15 protein-coding genes are annotated in these 18,062 nt (G+C 66.8%); 10 read left to right on the top strand and 5 right to left on the bottom strand.

The window, feature by feature from the left end:
* The first annotated feature begins 246 nt into the window (after window positions 1-246).
* From ACQ5SA_RS14730 to ACQ5SA_RS14700, 7 genes are all read left to right on the top strand, one after another.
* On the top strand, window positions 247-2,304 hold the full coding sequence (locus tag ACQ5SA_RS14730; protein WP_499314676.1) for a TonB-dependent siderophore receptor: 2,058 nt from the start codon (window positions 247-249) through the stop codon (window positions 2,302-2,304).
* Between the two features lie 183 nt (window positions 2,305-2,487).
* Window positions 2,488-4,665, top strand: coding sequence for a YccS family putative transporter (gene yccS, locus ACQ5SA_RS14725; protein ID WP_499314675.1), 2,178 nt, complete (start codon window positions 2,488-2,490; stop codon window positions 4,663-4,665).
* 161 nt (window positions 4,666-4,826) lie between these two features.
* Entirely contained in the window at window positions 4,827-5,624 is a 798-nt protein-coding gene (locus tag ACQ5SA_RS14720; RefSeq protein ID WP_499314673.1) for an SDR family NAD(P)-dependent oxidoreductase, read from the top strand.
* A gap of 149 nt (window positions 5,625-5,773) precedes the next feature.
* A complete protein-coding gene (locus ACQ5SA_RS14715; protein ID WP_499314671.1) occupies window positions 5,774-7,663 on the top strand; it encodes an MFS transporter in 1,890 nt (629 codons plus the stop codon).
* A 195-nt stretch (window positions 7,664-7,858) separates the two neighbouring features.
* Window positions 7,859-8,146 carry a CD225/dispanin family protein gene (locus ACQ5SA_RS14710; RefSeq protein ID WP_089237339.1) on the top strand — a complete coding sequence of 96 codons (288 nt, stop codon included), beginning with the start codon at window positions 7,859-7,861 and terminating at the stop codon, window positions 8,144-8,146.
* Window positions 8,147-8,179: 33 nt separating this feature from the next.
* On the top strand, window positions 8,180-8,464 hold the full coding sequence (locus tag ACQ5SA_RS14705; RefSeq protein WP_499314669.1) for a CD225/dispanin family protein: 285 nt from the start codon (window positions 8,180-8,182) through the stop codon (window positions 8,462-8,464).
* Between the two features lie 43 nt (window positions 8,465-8,507).
* Window positions 8,508-8,933, top strand: coding sequence for a DUF2752 domain-containing protein (locus ACQ5SA_RS14700; RefSeq protein ID WP_499314667.1), 426 nt, complete (start codon window positions 8,508-8,510; stop codon window positions 8,931-8,933).
* Window positions 8,934-9,428: 495 nt separating this feature from the next.
* Here ACQ5SA_RS14700 and ampE read toward each other — a convergent pair whose 3' ends face one another.
* The 5 genes from ampE to ACQ5SA_RS14675 form a co-directional block, all read right to left on the bottom strand.
* Window positions 9,429-10,316 carry a regulatory signaling modulator protein AmpE gene (gene ampE, locus ACQ5SA_RS14695; RefSeq protein WP_499314665.1) on the bottom strand — a complete coding sequence of 296 codons (888 nt, stop codon included), beginning with the start codon at window positions 10,314-10,316 and terminating at the stop codon, window positions 9,429-9,431.
* Between the two features lie 94 nt (window positions 10,317-10,410).
* Entirely contained in the window at window positions 10,411-11,343 is a 933-nt protein-coding gene (nudC, locus tag ACQ5SA_RS14690) for an NAD(+) diphosphatase (protein ID WP_499314663.1), read from the bottom strand.
* Between the two features lie 141 nt (window positions 11,344-11,484).
* A complete protein-coding gene (erpA, locus tag ACQ5SA_RS14685) occupies window positions 11,485-11,877 on the bottom strand; it encodes an iron-sulfur cluster insertion protein ErpA (protein ID WP_025874631.1) in 393 nt (130 codons plus the stop codon).
* 31 nt (window positions 11,878-11,908) lie between these two features.
* Window positions 11,909-12,373: a bactofilin family protein gene (locus ACQ5SA_RS14680; RefSeq protein ID WP_089237350.1), complete on the bottom strand. Its 465-nt coding sequence runs from the start codon at window positions 12,371-12,373 to the stop codon at window positions 11,909-11,911.
* Between the two features lie 4 nt (window positions 12,374-12,377).
* Window positions 12,378-13,121, bottom strand: a complete 744-nt coding sequence (locus tag ACQ5SA_RS14675; protein ID WP_499314661.1) for a DUF6776 family protein — start codon at window positions 13,119-13,121, stop codon at window positions 12,378-12,380.
* Between the two features lie 178 nt (window positions 13,122-13,299).
* Between ACQ5SA_RS14675 and ACQ5SA_RS14670 the strand changes: the two genes are divergently transcribed.
* Genes ACQ5SA_RS14670 through ACQ5SA_RS14660 form a run of 3 tightly spaced genes read left to right on the top strand, consistent with a single transcriptional unit; the run spans window position 13,300 to window position 18,062 of the window.
* Entirely contained in the window at window positions 13,300-13,917 is a 618-nt protein-coding gene (locus ACQ5SA_RS14670; RefSeq protein ID WP_394123081.1) for a DUF4126 domain-containing protein, read from the top strand.
* Between the two features lie 44 nt (window positions 13,918-13,961).
* Window positions 13,962-15,857 (top strand): EAL domain-containing protein, encoded by a 1,896-nt coding sequence (locus ACQ5SA_RS14665; RefSeq protein ID WP_499314659.1) that lies wholly within the window; start codon window positions 13,962-13,964, stop codon window positions 15,855-15,857.
* On the top strand, window positions 15,858-18,062 hold the full coding sequence (locus ACQ5SA_RS14660; protein WP_499314657.1) for a hybrid sensor histidine kinase/response regulator: 2,205 nt from the start codon (window positions 15,858-15,860) through the stop codon (window positions 18,060-18,062).

The raw sequence follows: 18,062 nt of genomic DNA, 5'->3' as shown, positions 1-18,062 counted from the left end.
GCCCATCCACGCATGGCGTGGATCTACTGCAACACCTGCCTCTGGTGGGTGCGGACCGTTGGTCCGCACGCCGCTTTGGATTTGACGCGCTGCAACTAAAAGAGAACAATTCTCATCCAGCCATGGTCCTGCGCCCCCTTGCGGCGCCCCGCTGCCGTTGCCGGCACGCCTGTGTGATCCCAGCCACCGACCTTTCCCCCCTGCATGGGCGGATGGCCCGTGGCCGCCCGCCGAGGATCTCCATCGATGTTGCCCATCCGCTCCCCCCGCCTGGCCGTGCTGGCCGTAGCGCTGTCCGCCGCCTGCACGGCACACGCCGAAGCCCCCGCCGACGCCCGTAGTGCCACCGATCTGGACGCGGTCAAGGTCATCGCCGAGCGTACCCACACCGAGGCCGGCGCCCTGGGCGACCGCGCCCTGCGTGATACCCCGTTTGCGATCACCGCGGTCGGCCGTGAGCAGATCGAACAGCGCCAGGTCGTGTCGCTGGGCGAAGCCTTCCTACTCGACCCCTCGGTCACCACGCAGGTAAGCGCCTATGCCAGCGGCTGGAGCTCTCCGATCCGCAACCGCGGCATCGACCTGAATTTCGACAGCTACCGGGTCAACGGCCTGCAGGTCTCGTCCTGGGGCACCGAGTGGCCGCTGGAAGTGATGGAACAGGTCGACCTGCTGAAGGGCCCCGGCGGGTTCCTGTACGGCTTCGGCGCACCCGGCGGCATCGTCAACTACATCACCAAGAAGCCGACCGAGGTACCGACCTTCTCCGCCCAGCTCGGCTGGCGCGAGCAGGGCATCGTCAGCGGCGGCATCGACGTCGGTGGCCGCTTCGGCAACGAGCAGATGTTCGGCTACCGCTTCAACGCCTTCCAGGAAAAGGGCGAAACCTTCAACGGTGGCCATGTCGATCGCAAGGTCGGCGCACTGTCGCTGGACGCGCGCTTGAGCGATGCGCTCACCTGGACCTTCGACGGCGTATTCCAGTCGCGCGACCTGCGCGAGGAATCACCGCAGTACTATTTCCGTGGCCTGACATCGCTGCCGCGGCAGATCGCTGGCGATGTCGACAACAGCGTGCCTGGCACCTACTACGACACCCGCTCCAGCCTGCTGTCCACAGCCCTGGACTGGCAGATCAACAGCGACTGGAAGGCCAGCCTGAGCTATGGCGTCACCACCTCGTGGAACGACGTCAACAAGATCTTTGCCTACATCGACGACCTCAACGGCGACTACAACGTCAACGTCTACGAGCTCGGCGGCAAGAGCGAGTGGAAGCTGGCGCAGGCACTGGTGCAGGGCAGCTTCGGCACCGGTCCGCTGCAGCACCAGCTGGTGGCCGGTGTCAGCCATCAGATCGGGCTGGGCTGGGACCGTCCGTACGAATTCAACCTGATCGGCCGCGCCAACCTCTACCAGCGCCATGACATCCGCCACGACGCAGTCGGGTCGCGGGTGATGAGCCGTGGCAGCGAAACCGTGCAGAAGGCCGTGTTCGTCAGCGATACCGTCGACCTCGGCCATGGCTGGTCGGTGCTGGCCGGCTGGCGCTACAACGACTTCGAGACCAAGGGCGTCTACCACACCTATCCGGTTACCCCGACCTACGCGGTGATGTTCAAGCCCACCGAGGCCGTCACCCTGTATGCCAGCTACATCGAGTCGCTGGAAGCCGGCGGTCGCGTGGGCAACAGCTACGTCAACGCCGGCGATGTGCTCGACCCCACCATCAGCAAGCAGTACGAGATCGGCGCCAAGGTTGAGGCGGATCGCTGGAACGCGAACGTCGCTGCGTTCCGCTTGGAGCGCGGCGCCAACATCGATCAGCTGACCGATGCAGGCAAGCGCCTGGTGCAGGATGGCATCACCCTGTACGAAGGCATCGAGGCCAGCGCCGACCTGCACCTGAGCGATGCGCTGACCGTCGGCGGTGGCGTGACCTGGCTTGACCCGACCTACGACAAGCTGTCACCGGGCAGCGTGGCGCAGGAAGGCAACCGCACCGCCGGTGCTGCACGCTGGAGCGGCGTGCTGCACGCCACCTACCAGCTGCCATGGGTGGAAGGGCTGGAGACCTATGCCGCCGTGCGCTACTACGGCGATGTCTGGTATGACGCCGACAACACCCTGAAGCTGCCCGACTACACGCTCGTCAATGCGGGCATCGGCTACCGCCTGCTGGCCTCCGGCCACCCGGTGACCCTGCGTGCCAGTGTGGAGAATCTGGCCAACCGCAGGTACTGGTCGAATGCGGGCGTCGGCCTGCCGCGGACCTTCGCGCTGAGCGTGCGGTTCGACATGTAAGCGGCAGGCAAACGGTAGTGCCGGCCGCTGGCCGGCTCTTCATGAGCCCGGATGAAGATGCGAGGAGCCGGCCAGCGGCCGGCACTACCGGCTATCGAGCGGAAAATCATCCACGCATGGCGTGGATCTACCATTTCACGCGCGGCCCGCAATAATGGAGGTCGATCCTTCCGCCGAGCCTGCATGTCCGCACGCCAATCCCGCCTCAGCCGCCTGTGGGCCCACGAGAAGGCCAGCTATGGCCTGCGGGTGTTCATTGCCCTGACAGCGGCCTTGGCCGTGTGCTGGCACCTGGATGCGCTGACTGCACTGCCCGGCGTGTTCCTTGGCATCATCGCCAGTGCGATTGCCGAGACCGATGACAACTGGTGGGGCCGAACCAAGGCCGTACTGCTGTCGCTGCTGTGCTTCTGCCTGGCGGCGGCCTCGGTGATCTGGCTGTTCCCTTGGCCGTGGATATTCATCGCCGCCCTGGCGTTGTCGACGTTCGGCCTGACACTGCTCGGTGCACTCGGCGAGCGTTACGCGTCCATCGCCCAGGCGACCGTGACCCTGGCCATCTACACCATGATCGGCCTGGAACAACATGGTGCCCATGACCTGCACAGTGCGCTGGACGCGGTCAGCCACCTGCTGGCGGGTGCGGTCTGGTACGGGCTGCTGTCGATTCTGTGGACCACGCTGTTCGCCAACCGGCCGGTGCGCGAGCGCGTGGCGCGTCTGTATGTGGAACTGGGCCGTTACCTGCAGCTCAAGGCCGCCCTGTTCGAACCCGTGCGCGAGGCGGACCTGCAGCGCCGCCAGCTCGACCTGGCCGAGCAGAACCGCCGCGTGGTGGGTGCGTTGAACGAGGCGAAGACGGCGATCCTGGCGCGCTTTGGCCGCTCCGGCCGGCCCGGCGTCAACTCCGGCCTGTACCTGCGCTTGTATTACATGGCACAGGATTTCCATGAGCGCGCCAGCTCCTCCCACTATCCGTACGGCGCGCTGGTCGATGCGTTCTTCCACAGCGACGTGCTGTACCGCTGCCAGCGCTTGCTCGACCTGCAGGGCCAGGCCTGTGCGCGGCTGGGCGAAGCAATCCGGCTGCGTCGACCGTTCGTCTACGGCGAGAGCAACCAGCAGGCCGGACGCGATCTGGCCGATGCGCTGACCTACCTGCGCGACCAGCAACGCCCGCAGTGGCAGCGCCTGCTCGGCTCGCTGGACCTGCTGGTGCACAACCTGCGCAGCATCGAGCGCCGCCTGCTCGATGCCGAACGTTCCGAAGCCAGCCTGGACAACGTCGACACCCGCCTGCGCGACAGCAACCCGCACACCTTGCGGGAGATGGGCGTGCGCCTGCGCCAGCAGCTCACCCCGGGTTCGGTGTTGTTCCGCCATGGCCTGCGCATGGCGCTGGCACTGATCGCCGGTTTCGTTGCCATCCATCTGTTCAATGCACAGAACGGCTCGTGGGTGCTGCTGACCATCGTGTTCGTGTGCCGGCCCAGTTTCGGCGCCACCCGCCAGCGCCTGGCCCAGCGTATCGTCGGTACGCTGGCCGGCCTGGTACTGACCTGGGCGCTGCTGCAGCTGTTCCCACGGTTGGAGATCCAGCTGCTGATCGCGCTGCTGTCGGCGCTGCTGTTCTTCTTCACTCGTACCGACCGCTATCTGGTCGCCTCGGCTGCCATCACGGTGATGGCACTGACCTGCTTCAACCTGATCGGCGACGGCTTCGTTCTGATCGTGCCGCGCATGGTCGATACGATCCTCGGCTGCGCGATTGCCGCAGCCGCCGCGTTCCTGATCCTGCCGGACTGGCAGGGTCGACAGCTGCACCGCGTGCTGGCGCGGGTGCTGGATACCGCCGCCCGCTATCTGGAATCGGTGCTGGGCCAATACCGCAGCGGCATGCGCGACGATCTGGCCTACCGCATTGCCCGTCGTGACATGCACAACGCCGATGCCGCGCTGTCCACCGCCTTGTCGAACATGCTGCGCGAACCGGGTCACGTGCGCCGCAACCTCGATTCGGGTTTCCACTTCCTGGCGTTGTCCAACACCCTGCTCGGGCACCTGTCGGCGCTGGGTGCGCACCGCGACCAGGTCGACAGTTACGCGGGTGATCCACTTGCACTGGCCGCCGGCGAGCGGGTGCGCAAGGCATTGCAGCAGCTGGCGTCGGCGTTGACGGCGCAGCAGCCGGTGTCGGAGGAAGACAACGATGCAGATCGCGCGGTGGCTGCGGAACTGGAGCAGCTTGATGAGACGATGCCACCGAAACTGCAGTTGATCCGCACGCAGATGGCGCTGGTGCTGCGGATGCTGCCGAAGGTGAGAGCGGCGGCCAATGGCGCGGTGCGTGGTTTGAGCTGACGGCATCCACGCATGGCGTGGATCTACTGGAATGGCATCCACGCATGGCGTGGATCTACTGGAGCGGCTGTCGGCCGTGCAACATCGTGTTGCGTCCACGGGGGCATTCCGATCACGCCCCGGCGCCGATACTGCCGTGTCGCCCACGCAGGATCTCCCCCATGAAGATCGAACTCAACGACCGCACCGCGCTGGTCACCGCCTCCACCGCTGGCATCGGCCAGGCCATCGCGCAGGGGCTCGCCGCCGCCGGTGCGCAGGTCATCCTCAACGGCCGCAGTGCCGACAGCGTGGAACGCGCACGCCAGCGCCTGCTGGCTGCCATTCCCGGCGCCAACGTGCTGGGCGTGGCCGCCGACCTGTCCGACGCCAGCGGTGTCGACACCCTGCTGGCCGGCCTGCCGGGAAGAATCGACATCCTGGTCAACAACGCCGGCATCTTCGGGCCGCAGGATTTCTTCGAAACCGACGATGCCACCTGGGAGCAGTACTGGCAGACCAACGTCATGTCCGGCGTGCGCCTGTCGCGCGCCCTGCTGCCGGCGATGGTCGACGCCGGCTGGGGCCGCGTGCTGTTCATCTCCTCCGAATCGGCACGCAACATTCCCGCCGACATGATCCACTACGGCGTCAGCAAGACCGCGCAGCTGTCGCTGTCGCGCGGCCTGGCCAAGCGCGTGGCCGGCAGCGGCGTCACCGTCAATGCGGTGTTGCCCGGCCCGACGTTGTCCGACGGCTTCGCAACGATGTTCGAAGAAGAACGCGCACGTACCGGCAAGCCGCTGGAGCAGATCGGCCGTGAGTTCGTGATGGCCCATCGTCCTGCGTCGGTGATCCAGCGCGCGGCCACGGTCGAAGAAGTGGCCAACATGGTGGTTTACCTCGCCTCGCCGCAGGCGTCGGCCACCTCTGGTGCAGCATTGCGGGTCGATGGCGGCGTGGTCGACGATATCGTCTGAGGTTCTCAGGTGTGCGGACCAACGGTCCGCACCCACCGTCCGCACCCACCCATGGGGTCTGAGTAGATCCACGCCATGCGTGGATGCATGCCGCCACGGTCCCGACAGATGGGCAGGAATGCTAGGCTGCGCCGGTCCAAGGAGGTTCCATGTCCGGTCACAACCAGTTCGCCCTGCTGCGCCAGCGCCGTTTCCTGCCGTTCTTCATCGTGCAGGGGTTGGGTGCCTTCAACGACAACGTGTACCGGCAGGCGATCATCGGCCTGCTGTTCTATCTTGGCGTGGCCGAGAGCGAGCGCACGCTCTACACCAACCTGGCGCCGGCGCTGTTCATCCTGCCCTACTTCCTGTTCTCCGCCCTGGCCGGGCAGATCGCGGAAAAGCTGGAGAAGTCGCGACTGATCGTGATCACTACCACCATGGAGATCGTGATCATGACGCTGGCCGCGGTGGGCTTTCTTACCGAGAGCCTGCCGGTGCTGCTGGTGGCCCTGTTCTGCACGGGCCTGCAATCCACCCTGTTCGGCCCGGTGAAGTACTCGGTGCTGCCCTCGGTACTGCGCCCGGAAGAACTGACCGGTGGCAATGGCCTGGTCGAGATGGGCACGTCGATGTCGATCCTGACCGGCATGATCGTCGGCGGCCTGGTGTTCACCCTGGCCGGCACCCATGGGCCGATCGTGGCCGCCACGGCGGTCATCGCGCTGGCGATCTGCGGCAACCTCGCCGCGCGCATGATCCCCAAGGTCGATGCCGGCGCCCCGGATCTGAAGATCAACTGGAACCCGATTCCCGAATCGCTGGCCGTGCTGCGCATGGCCAGGAAACAGAAATCGGTACGCAACGCCATCCTCGGCGTGTCCTGGTTCTGGTTCGTCGGCACCATCCTCACCGCGCAGCTGCCGTCCTATGCGGTCACCAACCTCGGTGGCGAACCCACCCTCTACATCTTCGCGCTGGCGCTGTTTTCGGTAGGCACCGGCATCGGTTCGCTGCTGTGCGAAAAGCTGTCGGCACGCACCGTGGAGATCGGCCTGGTGCCGCTGGGCGCGTTCGGCATGACCGCGTTCCTGCTGGACCTGTACTTCGCACGCGCCGGTGAAGCCACCGCGCAGGGCCTGTCGGTCACCCAGTTCGTGCACCAGGCCGGCAGCATCCGCATCATCATCGATCTGCTCGGCATCGGCCTGTTCACCGGTTTCTTCGTGGTACCGCTGTTTGCGTTGATCCAGAGCCGCACGCCGAAATCGGAAATGTCGCGCGTGTTCGCCGCGCTGAACATCCAGAACTCCGGCTTCATCGTCGCTGCGGCCGTACTTGGCCTGCTTACCCAGCGCCTGCTCGGCTGGACCATCCCGCAGCTGTTCCTGGCATTGGCCATCGCCAACGCTGTGGTGGCGATCTACATCTTCACCATCGTCCCCGAATTCCTGATGCGGTTCCTCAGCTGGGTGATGGTGCGCACGCTGTATCGCCTGCGCCCGCATGGCATCGAGGGCAACGTGCCCGATGAAGGCGCCGCACTGCTGGTCTGCAACCACGTCAGCTACATGGACGCGCTGATTTTGTCGGCGACGATTCCGCGTCCCGTGCGCTTCGTCATGTACTACAAGATCTTCAACATCCCGGTGATGCGCTGGATCTTCCGCACCGCCAAGGCGATTCCCATCGCCGGTGCGCGCGAAGACCCGGCCTTGATGCAGCGCGCGTTCGATGAAGTTGATGCCGCACTGGCCGAGGGCGAGCTGGTGTGCATCTTCCCGGAAGGCGCATTGACCCGCGACGGTACGATGGCACCGTTCAAATCCGGCGTGGAGAAGATCCTCGAACGACGCCCGGTACCCGTGGTGCCGATGGCACTGCGTGGCATGTGGTCGAGCATGTGGAGCCGCCGCGATACCCGGCTGGGCCGCATGCGCGTGCCGCGCCGGTTCCGGGCAACCGTAGAGGTGGTCGCGGCACCGGCGGTGGATGGCCATTCGACCGATGCCGCCACTTTGGAAGCCCAGGTCCGCACCCTGCGCGGCGACCTCGCCTGAGGGGCCGATCACGCCGCAGCGTGCTCTGAAAGGCCGGCGCCAAGCGCCGGCTTTTTCTTGTCCCGTCAAGCGCCAAAGGCGACGGGATCTGGCTGTAACCGCATACATGCGTCGCAGGTTGCGGTAGATTACGCACCCACAGGGGGGAGGTTCGGCCCGTTCACACGGCCGGCCACCAAGGAATGGAGTCTTGCTTTGAATCAACCGCCACCGCTCAGCCGTCCGGTCTACATCCCCAACCATCTGGTCTGGGCGATCCTGACGACGCTGTTCTGCTGCCTGCCGTTGGGCGTGGTGTCGATCGTGTATGCCGCCCAGGTCGATGGTCGCCGCGCGGCCGGTGACCTGCCGGGGGCCTATAGCGCGTCGCGCAAGGCGGGCTGGTGGGCGGTGGCTTCGGCCGTTGCCCTGCCGGTCCTGTTGCTGTTGTGGTTCGGGCTGTTCGGCGGCTTGGCCGTGCTGGGCGCTCTATCCGACCTTTGATTCACCACCACCACCCATCGAGGAGCTTGAACCATGAACACCAGTACCCCGCAGGTCCCCAACAATCTGGTCTGGGCCATCCTGTCCACCCTGTTCTGCTGCCTGCCGGCTGGCATCGTGTCGATCGTCTACGCCGCGCAGGTCAACGGCAAGCTGGCTGCTGGCGACCTCGCCGGTGCCCGTGATTCGGCCGACAAGGCCAAGAAGTGGGCCATGTGGTCGGCCATCGCCGCCGTCGTCGTCATGGTGCTGTACTTCATCGTGATCATGGCCGTTGGCGGCCTGGGCGCCCTGAGCGGCGGCAACGGCAGCTACTGATGCCCGCGACGGGGTCCGGCCACGCGCCGGATCCCGCTCCTGCATGTCCGCACTTCCCGCTCGTTCCCGCCTGGCCCGCTGGGCCCCGCTGCTGGCCGCGTCCGGCCTGGCTGTGGGTGCCGCCGTGGTGCTGCGCCACGTCAATCCGTATGTCTCCGGCAATCCGCTGCCGGGCTGCCCGCTGTATGCACTGACCGGCTTCTACTGCCCCGGCTGTGGCAGCACGCGCTGCCTGTATTCACTGGTCCACTTCGACCTGCCCGGCGCGATGGCGATGAACCCGTTGCTGGTCATCAGCCTGCCCTTCCTGTTCCTGATGCTGCTCAACATGGCTGGCGTGCGCCCGCGCGTGCTCGATCCGCTGATGCGGGTACTGGCCAGTCCTATGTTCTGGCTGTGGCTGCTGCCGGGCTATGCCGTGCTGCGCAACCTGCCGTGGGCGCCTTTTACCTCGTTGGCTCCGGTGTAGGTTTCCAGCCAACGGCGAAGCCCCTCGTGGTTGGTCGCTGGAAGCAGAAGCCGTTGGAGTTGGCCGGGCGGGTGGGTTGCGCAGGGGCCGCCGTAAACCCATCCATGGGGGCTCGGGCGCGCCATCCATGGCGCTTACGCCCCTGCGCAACCCACCCGCCCGGCCACGGACAGTTTCCGTGCGCCCACCACGGAAGAAAGAAGAGAAGATCAAAAGCGGAAGCGGGTCGCTGCGCTCGGCATCCACGCATGGCGTGGATCTACCGTGTCGACCAAGGTCGACACCTACCAACAGCCGCCGGAATCTGTCCGGGGTGGGGCGGTGTGGGGCTGCAGGACCGTTGGCGCCATGGATGGCGCCATCGAGCCCCCATGGATGGGTTTACGGCGTGTCCTGCAGCCCCACACCGCCCCGCCCAACCCTCAGCAACCCAGAGCCGCTGTTGCTGTTGCTGTTGCTTTCAGCGGGTGCAGGGCTGCAAGCCCTGCAAAGCAATTAGGTCACCCAGCCTGCAATCACCAGCAAGGCCAGCACCGCCAGCCACAGCAGCAGCATCCGCCACACCAGGCTCATCGCATCACGCAGGTCCGGCAGTCGCTGCCACACCGGCAGCAGACCGGCTTCGGTGTAATCGTGCGCATCTTCGCGCAGTTCGGCGTTGACGCTGGCACGCGCCACCGCGCCCAGGAAACCAATGTCGCCGGCCAAGCGCTCACCATGCGCCTGCCGCCACGCCTTCCAGGCCGTGTCGAAGTTGCCGACCAGGGCCATCGAGAACGCCATCAACTGCGCCACCGGCCACTCGATCCAGCCCAGCAGCCGCTGCGCCAGCGCCAGCGGTTCCACCGGCACGCGCGCACGCATCGGGCTTTCCGCCATCAATGCCAGCAGCCGATACCCGAGCGCACCCACCGGGCCCAGCAGCAGGAACCAGAACAGCACCGCGAACCAGCGCCGCAGTGCATTGAGCACGGTCGCCTCGACCAGCGAAGGAACATCCTCGCGCAGGCTGCCACCGGCTGACTGCAGGTTGCGTACCGCCGCCTGCCGGGTCGGGGCATCGTCGGCATCGATGATCGCTTCGATGTCGCGGTCCAGATCCCGCGGTCCCCAGCACCAGGCTAGCACGGCCACGCCCAGCAGCAGCGCCGGCAGGCCGAACAGCACTCCGCGCAGCAGCCAGGCAACCAGTGCCATCAGCAGCAAGGGGGGTGCGATCGCCAGCGCCACGCCGGCCGCTCCCTGCCAGGTACGACCACCGCGCGCGTCCAGCCAGCCCAGCCAGCGCCGGAAGCCGTCGAAACGGCGCAGCGACGCGGCAGCGGCCGGGGCGACATGGCCAAGGGCCAGTGCCACCAACACGGCGACCAGGGTGGTGAACATGGCAGGTCTCCCTACGAGCAAGCGTTCGGCGTCGCTACCTTACCTGTCGCAGCGTCGCCGTCAGCGGTGAACCGTACTGTAACCGGCAGCGTGTTCAGGTGGCGGCAATGCTGGCGCCACCAGATGCCGGTTGCTGGCGGTACCAATGCTCGATCAGGCCGCGCGAAATGGAGATCGGCGGTGACAGACGGATGCCTTCACCATCGTCATCGACGTCACGTGCGAGGGCAGCTCCCACCTCTTCGGCGCTGAACCAGCGCGCGTCTTCCAGCTCGCCGTCCACGGTCGGCACGTCGTCCTGTGCCTGTGCACGGAAGCCGACCATCAATGCCCCGGGGAAGGGCCAGGGCTGCGAGCCCAGGTACTGGCAGGCGGTCACCCGCACCTTGCTCTCTTCGTGCACTTCGCGCGCTACGGTCTGCTCGAAGGTCTCGCCCGGCTCGACAAAGCCAGCCAGCACCGAATAGCGGCGCGGCGCCCAGTTGGACTGACGGCCCAGCAGCAGCCGGCCCTGGTTTTCCACCGCGACGATCACTGCCGGATCAACGCGCGGATAGTGCTCGGTCGCGCACTGCGGACAGCGACCGACGAAGCCACCACGGGCGAACGTCACGGCCGTGCCGCAGACGCCGCAGAAGCGGGTACGCGATTGCCAGTAGGACATGCCGCGGGCATAGCTGAAGGCGGTCGCATCGGCCACGGTCCACAGCAGCGCGGCCTGGCGCAGATCGAGCCGGCGTGGCGCGGTGACGGTCACGCTGGCAGCTTCCACCGAGAACCACGCCTGCTCGCCGCGCAGGCCGAGGAAGATCGCGACACCGGGCCCGCCACCGACATCAGCGCCGGTCAGCGCCAGTGGCTGGTCGTCATCACCGGTGAAGGCGGTGCCGTCCTGGTCCAGGACAAGAATGCGCGCATCGGGCCACAGGCGCGCCAGAGCATCGGCATCTTCGCGCATGGCATCGGCGCGCTCCAACGGTTCACCCACGAAGGCAAAACCGGAAAGCGGCGAAGGAGAAGTGAGCATCCAGCTAGCCTGCCGCCAATCACGGCAAGTGGCAAGCCGCAGACGTTGCAGAAACCCGCCTGTGGGTGCAGGAAAGGCCATCCACGCATAGCGTGGATCCACCGACGGCGCGGCGCGGGGCGCATGCCCCACGCCCTGCAATTACATGCTGAAACTGCTGCCGCAGCCGCAGGTGGTCTTGGCGTTCGGATTGCGGATCACGAACTGCGCACCAGTCAGGCTCTCGGTGTAATCCACCTCGGCACCCATCAGGTACTGCAGGCTGAGCGGATCGACCAGCAGGGTGACCCCGCTGGTCTGCACCGCCAGGTCATCGCCGGCACGGTTCTCGTCGAACTCGAACCCGTACTGGAAGCCCGAACAGCCGCCCCCCTCGATGTACACGCGCAACGACAGGTCGGGGTTGCCCTCGTCCTGGATCAGTTCCTTGACCTTGGCCGCAGCGGCCTCGGTGAAGTTCAGCGGCCGATCCAGCGACTGGTAGTCGGGGGCGGCAGCCGGCGTGGCGCCGGGAAGGGAGACGAGCGTGTTCATGGGCTCAGCATGGGGGCGCCGGCGGTGGCTTTCAAGCCATCGCCTCGGCCAGCTTGCGGCGTGCGGCGGTGTCGCCCTTGCCGTCACCGGCGTCCTGGCTCTCCGGCGCTGGCAGAGCCTGCATCGGGGCGCTGGCATGGATCAGCCGGCCGTTCAGCTGGGCACCCGCGTTCATTTCCACCACCTGGTAATGAACGTTGCCGTTGACCCGGGCACTCGGGGTCAGTTCGACCTTCTCGGTGGCGTGCACATCGCCGTCCAGGCGGCCACTGATGACCACCACCTGGGCACGGATCTCACCCTCGATCACGCCATGCTCGGCGAGGGTCAGGGTGGCCGCGCTGGCGCCCTCCTGGGCGATCACCTTGCCGTGGATGCGACCTTCCACATACAGGCCACCACTGAATTCCACATCGCCACGGATCACCACCTGGTTGCCGATCAGGGCATCCACCACCAGTTGGCCATCACGGCTGGATTTGCTGCTTCCGAACATCTGCCTACTCCCCTTTGCTGGCCGGTGCGCCGGCCTGTTTCCAGTCGAATACCTGCGTGGTGCCCCCCGCACCACTCCCCAATGTCACCTTCACCCGTTGCGGGGTGAAGTCAGCCGGCAGCATCACGCTGCCGGTGAGCTGCTGGAAGTACCGGAACGAGTAATCCTGTCCCGGCACCTTGCTGCGCTGGTGCAGCTCGTCCCAGCTGATGGTGGCCAGCTTGCCGTTCTTCACGCCTTCCACCGTGAAACGCATCTGCCCCTGGCTGATCGCGCCGCGGTTGAGGTTCTGGGTCAGCACCACGCTGTACTGCCAGGTGCCGGCCGATTCCGGGCTGAATTCAATCGAATGGGTATTCAGGCCCTTGCGCTGGCTGGTCGAGCCCACCAGACGTTCGTAGAAGGCGACGTCCGCGCGCAGGCCGGCGATCTCTTCGTCGCGCTCGGCCAGTGAAGACTGCACTTCGTTGTTGGCGGCGCGGCTGATGCGGTCCGACGCTTCCAGCGTGGCCTGCTTCTGCTGCAACTCGGTCAACTGGGTCTGCAGGGTATCGGCGTGCTTCTCGGCAACCTGCACGCGCTGGCCCTGTTCACCGCGCGGCGCACCCAGCCAGCACCCACCCAGCACCGCAAGCACCAGGCTGAGCAGCCAGATGCCGGCCATCACCAGCAGGCGACGGCGGTCGGCAGGTGGTTGCGGGGCACCGGGAAGGCGGACCTGCACACGCATGGGAGGGCGGTTGTTCATGGGTAGTCTCCGTGGCATCGCAGTGGCGACGCCAGTACGGCCCCTGGGGCAAACGACGGGCTAGTGTATGACAGGAACGGCAGGTTTCCCCCGTGCCGGCCGGCATCGGGCGGTGGCATTCAGCCACTCCATCGTCGATAGTGTGGCACCCCGCACAGTTCCGCCGCCGGAGCCCGCCATGACCGAAGCCCACCTGTTCGTGATCGGCATCCTGCTGGCCTGGCTGGCCGGTATCCGCGTCTACCTCACCGTATTCGGCGTCGGCATTGCCGGCCTGCTCGGCTGGGTCGACCTGCCACCGGCACTGCAGGCCACCGAATCGTGGTGGGTGCTGGGCACGTCGGCGGCGCTGGCCATCGCCGAATTCTTCGCGGACAAGATTCCCGGCGTGGATTCAGTCTGGGACCTGGTGCAGACCCTGGCGCGCGTACCCGCCGGTGCCTTCCTCGCAGCAGCCACTTTGTCACCCGATGGCGACCTCGGCACCGGTGCACTGGTGGCTGGCGCAGGCGTTGCACTGGCCAGCCACGGCCTGAAGGCCGGCACCCGCGCCCTGCTCAACACGTCACCGGAACCGGCCAGCAACTGGGTCGCCTCTGCGGCCGAAGATACCGTGGTGATCGGCGGCCTGGCGCTCGCGCTGGCGCATCCGTGGATCGCGCTGGTGGTGGTGCTGGCCTGCAGCCTGGCCGGTGCACTGCTGGTCTGGCTGGTCTGGCGCACCCTGTGGAAAAGTGTGCGCTGGTTGGCACGTGGTGGCAGCGACGACGGACAACGGCAACCCCGTACCGGCTGATCGGCAGGCTTGTCGCATAATGGCCGCGAACACCAGGAGCATCGATGGCCGCAAACGAATCCGCCGCGGGCCCCCGCCCGGGACGCGCTGAAACCCCTCCGGCCGATCATTGGCAACGTTGGGCCGCCCCCGTAGCTGCGGCGGTGCCTGCCGAGGCACCCTCAGCGGCAGTGCAGGGGCCTGCGTCGTCAGCGCCCGGCGACGGTGTCCGACTGGCCGCCCCGCCGCCCCTGCCCTCGGCCGCAGCACTGCCAGAGGCGGGCAACAGTGACATGGCGCCTGTCGACGCCGACTCGCCCTACCGCGTGCTGATCGTCGAAGACGACCGTGCCCAGGCCCTGTTCGCACAGAGCGTGCTGCACGGCGCCGGCATGCAGGCGATCGTGCTCGGCGACGCCGATGGCGTACAGCAGGCCATCCGCGAGCAACGCCCGGACCTGATCCTGATGGATCTGCACCTGCCCGGGCTGGATGGCATGCGTTTGACCGCGATGATCCGCCAGCAGCCCGGCATGCAGCTGCTGCCGATCGTGTTCCTCAGCGGCGACCCGGACCCGGAGCGCCAGTTCGAAGTGCTCGACTGCGGTGCCGACGATTACCTGAGCAAGCCGATCCGGCCGCGCCACCTGATCGCTGCGGTGGCCAACCGTATCCGCCGCGCACGCGCGCAGGCAGCAACCCTGCCGGGCGCCAACGGCGCACCAGCCACCAGCAACCCGGAAACCGGGCTGCCCACGCGCCACCATGTGCTGCAGCAGCTCAACGCGACGCTCGCCCAGCACGAACGCGGTGGCGTGTTCTTCGTGGAAATCTCCAGCGCGCTGGGCCTGCGCGAGCGCTACGGCTACGCGGCCTTCGAGCGGCTGATGGTGCAGGCCGGGCAACGTCTTGCCGAGGCCGGCCATCCGCATCTGCTGGCACGCCTGAACGACAACAGCTTCCTGCTGCTTGCCCGCAACACCGATGAGGACAGCCTGGAAGCGATCGCCGGCACCCTGCGCGAGCAGCTGTCCGCACGCGCCTTCGTGATCCGCGACGACGAGTCGGTGCACCTGCGTGGTGTGGTCGGCTACGCGCCGTTGTCGCCGGGCTTCGATGATGCCAGCAGTGCCCTGGAAGCGGTAGAACGCACCACCCTGCAGGCACGCCTGCTCAGCGCCGGCGTGGCGGGCCACGTGCATCGCCAGATGACGACCGAGCAGGAGCACCTGGCGTTGCTGGAAGGCCAGCTGGAGCTTGCTTACCAGCCGATCGTCGCCGTCGCCGGTGGCAGCAGCGCGCAATACCAGCTGCTGCTGCGCCTGCGCCGGGCCGATGGCAGCGTGCTGACCGCCGGCCAGGTGATCCCGGCCGCCGAAGCTGCCGGTCGCATCGCCGACCTCGACCAGCAGGTGTTGGAGCATGCAATGGGCCTGCTCGACCTGTATCGCCATGCAACCCAACCGCTGAACCTGTTCGTCTCGCAGTCGCTGCGTACCCTGCAGCGCGATGCGTTCGCCGACTGGCTGCTGGAATCGCTGCAGCAACGCCGCCTGCCCGGCAGCGCGCTGGTGATCGACGTGCGCCTACCCGATGCGCTGATCCACACCGTGCCGTTGCAGCAGTTCTGCCAGCGCATGGCCAGCGTCGGCGTGCGCTTCTGTCTGAGCCAGTTCGAACCGGGCAACGAAGCGCTTGCCCTGCTCACCCAGCTGCCGCTGTCGTTCGTGCGCATGGCCGCACGCTTCTCCAGCAGCCACTCCAACCCGGATACGCGCGAAGAACTGCGCCGATCGATCGAGCAGGCGCATGCAGCCGGCCTGCAGATCATCGGCCAGCAGATCGAAGACCCGCAGGCAGCGGCCGCGATGTGGGTCGGTGGTGTCGATTACATCCAGGGCAACATGGTGCAGTCGGCCGGCAGCGACCTGAACTTCGACTTCCACAACGCGGTGCTCTGAGTGTCATCGACGGTCGCGCTGCTGGCGGTGTTGGCTCTGGCCATCATCGCCCTGCTGGTACTGGGCCTGCGATTGCGTTCGCGCAATCACATGCTGACGGCACTGCAGCGCGACCGCATTACCCTGACCAGCGAGCGCGACCAACTGCGCCGCACCACCGAGCGCCAGGGCCAGCTGGAACATCAGCTGCTGCAGGCCAAGCAGGCCGCCGAAGCGGCCGTGTTGGCCAAGGGCGAGTTCCTGGCCACCATGAGCCATGAAATCCGCACGCCGCTCAACGGCATCCTGCCGATGTTGGAGCTGATCGCCCGTGGTCCGCTCGGCGAGGACCAGCGGCAGATGCTGGCCACCGCCTCGGCCAGCTCACAGCAGCTGCTGCGCATCGTCGATGACATCCTCGACTACTCGCGACTGGAAGCCCAGGCACTGGAACTGGAGATCACCAGCTTCAACCTGCGCGAGCTGCTCGACGGCGTGGTGCAGCTGCTGCAGCGCGCCGCCGAAACCAAGGGCCTGACGCTGAGCCTGCAGCTGGATCCGGCCGTGCGCCTGCCGGTACGCGGCGACCCGGTGCGCCTGCGCCAGGTACTGGGCAACCTGCTGGCCAATGCCATCAAGTTCACCGCACGTGGCCAGGTGCAGCTGCGCGTGCAGCGGCTGGGCGAGGGCCCCGCCCAGCACCAGCTGCGTTTCGAAGTGGTCGACACCGGCATCGGCATCGATGAGGCCCAGCAGGCGCGGCTGTTCCAGTCCTTCAGCCAGGCCGACGCGTCCACCACCCGCATCTATGGTGGCACCGGCCTGGGCCTGGCCATCTGCAAGCGCATCACCGACCTGATGCAGGGCGACATCGGCGTGCGTTCCACCCCGGGACAGGGTGCAACGTTCTGGTTTGAAATACCGCTGTTGAAGGTCCCCGGCGATCTGCCGGCGCTGGCACGTTCGCCGACAGCGCTGCTGCTGTACACCGCCGATGCACAGCTGCAGCCACGCATCGAACGCGTCGCCGCGCACCATGGCCTGCAGGTACAGCTGCTGGCCAGTATTGATGAGGCCATGGAACGTCTGCGCGCAGCACCACGCCCGGGCCAGAGCACACCGGCATGGCTGCTGATCGACGCGCGCCAACGCCGCAATGGCGAGGCGGCCCTGCAGCGGGCCCTGGCCGAGCGCGGTGCCGACGACACGCTGCAGGTGCTGTGGCTGCAGGACGATCCGGTCGCACTGCGGCCGCGCCAGCAGCAGCTGCACAGCACATTCAACGATGCCGCCCTGCATGCGCTGCTGGCGCAGCCAACAGCTACAGCGCGTCCGGCAGCGCTGCTGGCCAATGCCGAAGACGCACAGCCGGCCGCCATGCTTCCGTCATTGGATCTGCGTGTCCTGCTGGTCGAGGACAACTCGGTCAACCGGATGGTGGCCGAGCACCTGCTGCGGGTCTTCCAGTGCCAGGTGCGCAACGCCGCCGACGGCGAGCAGGCCCTCGCACTGCTGCGCGACGGTGGAATCGACGTCGTGCTGATGGACTGCCAGATGCCGGTACTCGACGGCTACAGCGCAACACAGCGCTGGCGCAGCGAGGAAGCCGATGCGGGGCGCACGCGGTTGCCGATCATCGCGATGACCGCCAACGCCATGGCGGGTGATCGCGAACGCTGCCTGCAGGCAGGCATGGACGACTATCTGTCAAAGCCGATCGCGCGCGAAACGCTGCATGCGTTGCTGCAACGCTGGGGTCGGGTTTCCGTGGATCGCGGACATGCAGCGCTGCCGGATCCTGTGCAGTTGCCCGCAGCGCCGAGCGTGCTCGACAGCGAAAGCCCGCACGATGGCCGAGCACGCTCGACCCCGACTTCACAGCCGGTGCTTGATCGCAGCGTGCTGGATGAACTGCATGCAGTGATCGGCGATGCCGCTGCGCAGATCGTGGCGGTGTTCCTGGAAGACGCACCGCAGCTGGTGCAGCAGTTGCAGCAGGCGGCACAGGGCAACGATATCGAACGCCTGCAGGCGTTGTCGCACAGCCTGAAATCTTCCAGCGCCAATGTCGGCGCGCTGTCGCTGTCAGCAGTAGCACGGCGGATCGAACACGAAGCCCGCAGTGGCAGCCTGCAGCGCCCTGCCGTGGCAGTAGCGCTGCTGGTGGCCGAGTTTGCGCGCGCGCGCGTGGCGCTGACCGGCTACCTCGCCGGCCAGGCCCGCTGA

The sequence above is a fragment of the Stenotrophomonas indicatrix genome, assembly GCF_050573115.1.
GTDB lineage: Bacteria > Pseudomonadota > Gammaproteobacteria > Xanthomonadales > Xanthomonadaceae > Stenotrophomonas > Stenotrophomonas lactitubi_A.
Note: the sequence above shows the minus strand (reverse complement) of the source record. Positions and strands in the feature narration are given on the sequence as shown.